The organism is Cyanobium sp. T1G-Tous, assembly GCF_024345455.1.
Lineage (GTDB): Bacteria > Cyanobacteriota > Cyanobacteriia > PCC-6307 > Cyanobiaceae > Cyanobium_A.
In genome coordinates, this window is sequence record NZ_JAGQBD010000026.1 from 32512 (window position 1) to 39647 (window position 7136).

Annotated in this window: 5 protein-coding genes and 1 tRNA gene; 1 reads left to right on the forward strand and 5 read right to left on the reverse strand. The window is 61.9% G+C overall.

Annotation, left to right across the window (positions count from 1 at the left end):
* Window position 1: 1 nt before the first annotated feature.
* From KBY75_RS13120 to KBY75_RS13135, 4 genes are all read right to left on the reverse strand, one after another.
* Window positions 2-1762 carry a hypothetical protein gene (locus tag KBY75_RS13120; protein ID WP_255024225.1) on the reverse strand — a complete coding sequence of 587 codons (1761 nt, stop codon included), beginning with the start codon at window positions 1760-1762 and terminating at the stop codon, window positions 2-4.
* 314 nt (window positions 1763-2076) lie between these two features.
* The gene (locus KBY75_RS13125) at window positions 2077-2343 is read right to left on the reverse strand and encodes a hypothetical protein (RefSeq protein ID WP_255024226.1); all 267 of its coding nucleotides are present in this window, start codon (window positions 2341-2343) and stop codon (window positions 2077-2079) included.
* A gap of 786 nt (window positions 2344-3129) precedes the next feature.
* Window positions 3130-3384, reverse strand: coding sequence for a hypothetical protein (locus KBY75_RS13130; RefSeq protein WP_255024227.1), 255 nt, complete (start codon window positions 3382-3384; stop codon window positions 3130-3132).
* Window positions 3385-3629: 245 nt separating this feature from the next.
* A complete protein-coding gene (locus KBY75_RS13135; protein ID WP_255024228.1) occupies window positions 3630-4532 on the reverse strand; it encodes a hypothetical protein in 903 nt (300 codons plus the stop codon).
* Window positions 4533-4633: 101 nt separating this feature from the next.
* Between KBY75_RS13135 and KBY75_RS13140 the strand changes: the two genes are divergently transcribed.
* A complete protein-coding gene (locus KBY75_RS13140; RefSeq protein ID WP_255024229.1) occupies window positions 4634-6805 on the forward strand; it encodes an AAA family ATPase in 2172 nt (723 codons plus the stop codon).
* A 204-nt stretch (window positions 6806-7009) separates the two neighbouring features.
* Here KBY75_RS13140 and KBY75_RS13145 read toward each other — a convergent pair.
* Window positions 7010-7083: transfer RNA gene (locus tag KBY75_RS13145), tRNA-Pro, on the reverse strand.
* Window positions 7084-7136: the final 53 nt, after the last annotated feature.

The window sequence follows — 7136 nt, forward strand, 5'->3', positions numbered from 1 at the left end:
TTCAGCCTCCCTGACGGAAACCGGTCAAGGCCGGATCAACGCCCGCAGGCGGTGAGACCAGACACCGGAACGGAACAGCGGAAAATCCACTGTCGACGGAAAAAACAAATCTGCGACCGTCACCATCATCCATGCTGAGATTCTTGCTGGAACCATGGATCTCAAGTCCCGAGATCCGCCACGATTCGCCTTGGCCGGAATCCGCGATGCTGCGAAAGCTCAGACCTGATGTCGCAGGTCCATCGGTACGGCCATGACGGACCAGCTCACCCTGCACAAACCAACCGCCCCGTTCCGGATCGAACCTCGATCCCTCCCGATCAATCCGCACCTCCAAGCGAGAATTCACTACCCTCGCGGCGGCAACGGGTGAGGCAGCCTCTCCCAGGCTGAGCATCTGCATCAAGAGTTCCGGTCCTGCATCCGGTGCCGGCTCATCGTCACTGAGCAGCTGTCTCTGAAGAAGTTGCCGGATCTCACCCCGCAGTCCTTTCAGACGACCTGAGGATCCACGCCAGTCGTAGCTCTCCCGCAACCGGCGCGTGGTGGGCAGCCAGTCGTCATGGGTGACCGGTTCGGCAGCCCGGAAATATTCTTCTGCATCCGTTGCCAATCCCGGGACGATCTCCAGTGCCTCGGAGGCTGGTGTGTGATGAAGGGCCGATCCCACAAGGGCAACAGCGCAGTAGCTGCCTCCGTCGTGCAGACGCAGACCTTCTGCATAATCAACCACCATCCCGGCACCACGGATCATCGCGATGGTGGAGCGGCAGGGCAGACAAGCCTCGCTTGGGGAGACACGAGTAACTCCCACCCTGATCACGGTCTGCTGATGCTTGTGTAGGAGTTCTGGACGGTCCTCCGGCTGGATTCGTGCAGGGAGAGGAAACCCAGTGATGTCGATGGCCGCCGAATCACCAGGGACGAGTGCTGGTCTGCCGTCGGGTTCCACTCGAGAGGCAGCCAGAAATGGCGCCCATAGCCCTTTCACTTCGGCCCGGCTCTCATAACGGGCCGTTGATTCTCCGGAGACGAGCAGGCGGGAGCTGACGGTCAGACGCCCCCAGCTGATGGCGGGCCAGAACCATTTCGCTGCTGCATCCGTCAGATCCCGACAAAGCTCTTCAGGATCGCGGATCCCGAGGATCCCGACATCTTCACGGTCAGGCTCATGAAAAGCCGGGATTAGAAGAGACGTTCCAGAGCCCTTGAGGCCTGCCCGTTCGAGCTGGAGGGGGCGAGCAGCTTCGGCTACGCGCCAGTCCGACAAGGCCACGCGGATCCCATCGCGTTCGGCCGCTACGCCGAGGTAAGCCCCATCCAGTAGGTTTTCTCCATTGAATTCGTGAGCCGGCAACTCACTGCGTCCAAACACTCGCAGCCCCCTCTCCTCCATGCCTTGGACAGATGAGGAGAAGAGAACAGTGAGCAGGCGGGAGTGCATCCAGCTGACCGCCTTGCCGAGACCGAAGCTGCCGCCTCGGCCAGTCTCCTCGCCTGTAGAAAAGTTTTGGACGCAGAGTCGCCTGAAGTTTCCTTCCTCATCCCAGTCATCCCCGCTCAGGCCTGACGTGCCCGAGTCACTAATACGGAGGCAGACCAGCGTCTCTGCCTCCATCGCTGCAAGACCAGCCCGCAGGGTCAGTGCCGCTCCGCCGGCCCCTCGCACGGCAGCCAAGTGGGGGCGCAGCCCCTCCCAATCAATGGCCGAGAGGAAAGCAAGCCGCTCCTCCCCCCTGAGAAGAATGAGGTCGAAGCACACCTCGGCAGTTCCAGCGCCGATGCGCTGATCCGTGCTGTTCTGGCAGATCTCCCGAACCAGGGTTTCAAGCAGGGATCTCCGGCGCTGGCTTCCTCCGCCCTCGAACAGTTCGGATGCCGCACTGCCGCCACTGGCCCTTCCCTGTCCCAGGGCTGGCGTGGAAACCCATGTCAGTGGTGTCGTCATCGGGGCTGGATAACAGTTGGACACTAGATGCAGTGCTGGTTTAAGGGAAGTGGCCGTGTGCGCCTGGATCGTTCGGCCTACCCACGCTTCACCCCCTGGAGCAAATGCCTGGAAGGGATCAGCCCGAGTCATTCAAACCAGCCTTCGTCCAACGCCCAAGCGTGAAGGGCCGCCTCCAGTTCCTCGAGAGTCCCTTCTCGTACCACGTTGGCGATCTGGAGATAGAAGGTGCCGTTATGCCGTCGCACAATATGCAGAACCTCCTCTCGGTCGCAGCTCTCGCAAGTAACAGCCTCGTTGTTCCAGTAACTGAAGACCTTCTCTCCACAACCCTCGGCATCGACCCAGGTGAGCCGTAGCGTCGCCCGGAATTCACTCAGCGAGACTGCTGCCATCAGACTGCGCCCAAAGCGGTACAATTGTACCATTGGCCTGAGTGTTGGGAGTTGAACCCGCTTGGGCTATCGCCGATGACAAGGTTGTTTCTGTCTACGCCGGACAAGCTGGCTTTATCCTATGGGCAACACAAAAAAATTGCCGCTTGCGATGACGGCTCTACAATCCAATCCATCTGAGCATAAGAGTCTCATGGTCTGGTACACGAGGGGTTGCTAATTTTCGAGGCGTCCTTATGGGATTTTATACGGTTGCCATTCCGATCTCTGACGCCTTCCAGTATATGAAGCTTGCTGAGATCTACAGAGCCATTGACGAAGGTCTCATGGTGCACTGGCAGAACAAGAGCTATGAAGTTGTCCCTTCCTCGAAGGCCGGGAGCTATCTGATCAGATGCCAGGCAACCGATCATTGCATCGGCTTGACTCAGGCTGATGGAGCAACTCTGAATGGCAAGGAGGGGGACTTTTTCATAGGTGAATCCTCACTGACCTGAGATGTCCCCTTTTCAGATTCAATATCGAGTTCCCTGAGCGTTCAAAGTCCCGCCCTCCTTCTGAAACAGAGGCCCCAGCGGCACCACATCCAGCTGATCCTGCTCCACCACATGTAGGCCCGGCGGGTTTGGCTGCTCCGGTCTGAACAGTTCAGAGGAGGGGCCCTCCGCTCCCAGCGGTAGCGGGTCTTGGCGGTATCGGTGGCGTGACATGAAGGGAACCCATCGAGGCGGCCTCCAGCATGGAACAGCCAAGCGTCATCGCAGGTGCCAATTCCCTTCCGGGAGGCTAGGGCTCAGCCGCAGCGCACCTTCCGTAGGAACTGCTCACCACCGGTCCCGCCGCCAAGATTCCAAGGGGCAAGGGTTTCTCCGCTGGCGGAGCGGACGACACCGGCGCGGCAAGCCCCTGGGGCCCGGTGTGGATCGGCAAGGATTTCCGCCTTGATCGCACCACTAGGGCAACCTCACCGGGCAGCTCGAGCGGCGCCAGCAGCAGTAGCGCTCCTCGCCGGCCCCATTGGCGACGGGGCCACTGGCACACCGTCCTGCATGGCGAGGAACGCCAGAGCCGCCGGATGCAGTGATTTCAGCCGGTGTATGTGGGGCTTATCTGAGCTGTTCTGCATCAGGGGAAATCACTACTCCGATAGTGAAACCCTCCTGGCTTGTGATCAGCATGTTGCATTTCCCAGTGAAAGATCCAGGGACAGGAATCTGTCAACAACTGAGTGCAGTGTGCAGCGCTTATCAGCACCTGCCAGCCAATCCACTGCTCAGCTCTGGTATTCAATGGAGCTTTTGCATTCCTTGAGCCCGATTGATCTGCACCCTCAGCAACCGCAGACAAAGCCGTGCTGCCTTGCTGTGCGCCGCACTACGGGGTAGTAGCAGCCATAGCTGCTCGATCAATGGTGGCTGCGTTGCTAACGGCATCAGAGCATTGGCTTCTAGCCAGCCAGGCCCGAGTAGGTCAGCGCAGATGGGCATCGCCAGCTTGCGGTCCCTTGCCCGCTTAAGCCAGGCGGCAGGTTCCTGGCAGGCCTCTGGTTGCTGCGCAACTCCAAGGCCGTGCCACTCCAGGGCTTGATGCAGCAGCGGCAGCGCACCCCGTCGCGGCAGCAACACCTGCTTTGCCTCTGTAGTTGTGGCCACCAGCTGCAATGCCAACTGCCCTAGCGGCATGGCGGTTAGCCCGTCCCATCTGGGCGATTGACCTGACTGCAGCTGCTGCTCCAAGCAGAAGGAGCTAATGATTGCGCCATCAAGCAGGCCATGGCTCACCAGCTCAGCCCAATGCTCAGCGCTGCGGAAGCGTGGCGGCACCAGCTGCACGTCCGACATGCCATGCAAAAGGCTTTGGTGCAGCAGGTCCGTGCCGAGCCGGATCAGCCCAGCCATCAGCCGGTGCTCCCTGTAGGCCAGCCGCAGGTACCCCAGGCAGGTGTTGTGGCCGTGACGGTAGATAGGTGATCCCCGGTGCGGCAGCAACTGGAACTGCTGCTGCATCAACTGCACGCTGCGGCACACCGTCGATTGGTGTAGCGCCAAGGCCGCTCCTGCCTTGGCTTGGGAGCCAGCCAGCTCGAGGAAGTCGAGGATGTGCAGGTCTTCTAAGGGCGTTGGCGGCGCGTAGGAGTTCTCAGCCCGCCGTGGAGTGGAGCGGGCGCTGCTGCTGCAGGAGTGGGCCAAGGGAGGCAGAAGGTGTTGCTGAATGCAGCGTCAATGCTCCGGAGGCTGGCGATGCTCTTTTTCGTGCGAAATAGTGGAAGTCCCCCGTTGCCTCTGCCGCGATGGCGCCCCTGCGCTGCCACCTGCTGATTGGCCAGCCCGCCAGCGGCAAAACCACGCTGGCAAAAGCATTGGCGCCCCTGCTCACTGGCCCCGGGGAGGCACCAGCGCTGGTGCTCTCCACCGATGTGATCCGCGCTGAGGTGTTTGGTGATGTAGCAGTGCAGGGACCGTGGGTGGATATCCAGCAGCGGCTGCATCAGCGCATTCAAGAGGCCGTGGCTGCTGGCATCCCGGTGATCGTCGATGCCACCCATGCCCGCCGCGCCTGGCGCCTGGCGATCACCCAGGCCCTCCCCCTACTAGCGCCTGTCGAATGGATCGGCTGGTGGCTCTACACAGACCTGCCCACCTCCCTGGAGTGGAACAGCCGGCGCGAGCGGACCGTGCCAGTGCCGGTGATCCAGGAGATGGCCGCTGCCCTTGCTGATCCTCATTTCGGGCCATGCCGGGCGGAGGGCTTTGCGGCGATCTGCGCTGTGGTGCCAACCCATCACGGCGAGCTGACGCCAGTGCTGCAGGCCGAACTGTCCGGGCTTGATAAGCGCATCCGCTCTGCCACCAACCGTGAGCGCAAGCTGCAGCGCCACGGCTACTCGCGTCTGCTTGATCTTGAGCGACTGCTGTATCTGATCAAGCTGCTGAGCAGCTGGCCTGATCTGTCGCCAACTGATCCGGCCAGCGCAGAAGAGCTGGAGGTGATTCTCTCGCCACTGCCCCAGGGTGATCTGGCCGCTCGTGCTGCGGCATTTCTAGGCCAGTTGCATGGCCAGTGTTTTGCCGATGCCACTGCTATTCGCAGTGATCTGGCCTGGCTGGAGGCCAATGGCTTCTGCAGCGCGGTGCCGGTGTCTGCGCCAATCCAGCTGGCGCCCGCACCACGGGGTGCAAGCCATGGCGGGCTGCCGCCCATGGGCGATGGGCCGGTATTCCTGCGGGTCATGACCCTGCTTAGGCATTTGCTGCAGCAGCCCTTTGATCGGCCGGCAGAGCGCGGCGCCAACCTGCACCAGCACCTGATTGCCGCCACCGAGGCAATCCCTGGTTCCTACCTGAGCGGTGAAACAGCCACCCTGCGTAAGGACCTCGAAAAGATCCTCACCCCTTACGGCTTCCGCAACCGCAACGACAACGTGCGCCACGGCTACTGCCTAGGCACCGCTGTGCTGCCAGCGGCGCGGTTGCAGGAGCTGCACAACGTGCTGCGCCAGAGCGCCGGCCGCCTAGCCGACCCTTCTGCTCAAAACCTGCTGGCCGAGCTTGATGAGCGGCTGGGCTGGGCGGGGATCAGCGCCGATGGCGTGGCGCCAGTGCGCAGCTATGCGCGCCATGCGGTGGTCGACACCAAGCTGGTGCGGCGCGATTCGCTAGCAGCACCTAGGCGGGCAGACGCCATTGAGGCCGCAATCGTTGAGCAGAGGCGGGTGCTGCTTGAGCGCTACCCAGGCGTTGGCAGCTTTGCCGACAGCCCTGCTGGCGAGCTGCGGGTGTGGCCGCTGCAGCTGATCTTCCACAACGTCGGCTGGTATCTCCTCTACGAGGAAGACCAGGTGGGCCATGAGCAGGGTCTGATCCGCAGCGAGCGGCTAGATCGCCTGGCCCTGCGCAGCAGCGATGGCGGCCTGCGCCGCAGCAAAGAGGAGCAAGCCGCCGCCCTGGCAAGGCTGGAGCGCTTGCTGCACCACAGCGGCGGCATCTACTTCGGGGCTGATCTGGTGCAGCAGCTGGCGATTGCCAGCCCATCGGCCCAGCGGCGCAGCCAGGCACTGATCACCATGCGCTTTTGCTGCGCCCCCTGGGCGTTTGCCTTTATCCGCGAGGGGCTGCAGCGCTATCCGATCGAGCACATGCGCTTCTCCAAGCCGCTGACTGGCGATAGCTGGTGGCACCACCCCAAGGCGCCGCATGTGCTGGAGCCCGGCCCTAGCGACAGCCACCCCTATCCGGTGGAGCTGGACCTACCTCTCTGGACCGTGGCAGCCGACATAGACCTACGCAGCTGGTTGTTTGCTTTTGGCGGTGGCATTCGCATTGAAAGCCCCGACGTGCTGCGGCAGGAGCTGGTTGACCGCTGCCGGGAGACGATTGAGGCGAATGGCAGCCGGCAGCCAAGTTCAGAGCCTGCTGAGCAAACACTGCGCACCAGTTTTTCCAATCGGCTGCGCAATGACTGACTCAGTCAAAGCAAGCCCCGACCAAATCTCAGTGAGAAATGGATGCAAGGCCCCTGAGAAGTGGACGGTTTCCTCGCTCCACTGGCGTGGGCGGTGCCCTTTTGACGCTGAAAGCGGCCGCCAAGAGAGGAAGCCACCAAACGATTGAGCACGGTTTGGGTGCCTTTTGGGTGCCCTGCTGAAGGGCTATCGGTGAAAAGTCAATCGGGGCGACAGGATTCGAACCTGCGACCTAGTGCTCCCAAAGCACCCGCGCTACCAAGCTGCGCCACGCCCCGTTGGGAAAGAGCTTAGGGGTGCGTCGGCGCCGTCAGGCAAGGCTCAGTGGCCG

Bases quoted from the DNA above. Each gene is read 5' to 3' on its own strand.
- KBY75_RS13140 (WP_255024229.1), top strand. From the start codon at position 4,634: ATGGCGCCCCTGCGCTGCCACCTGCTGATTGGCCAGCCCGCCAGCGGC.
- KBY75_RS13125 (WP_255024226.1), bottom strand. From the start codon at position 2,343: ATGGCAGCAGTCTCGCTGAGTGAATTCCGGGCGACGCTACGGCTCACC.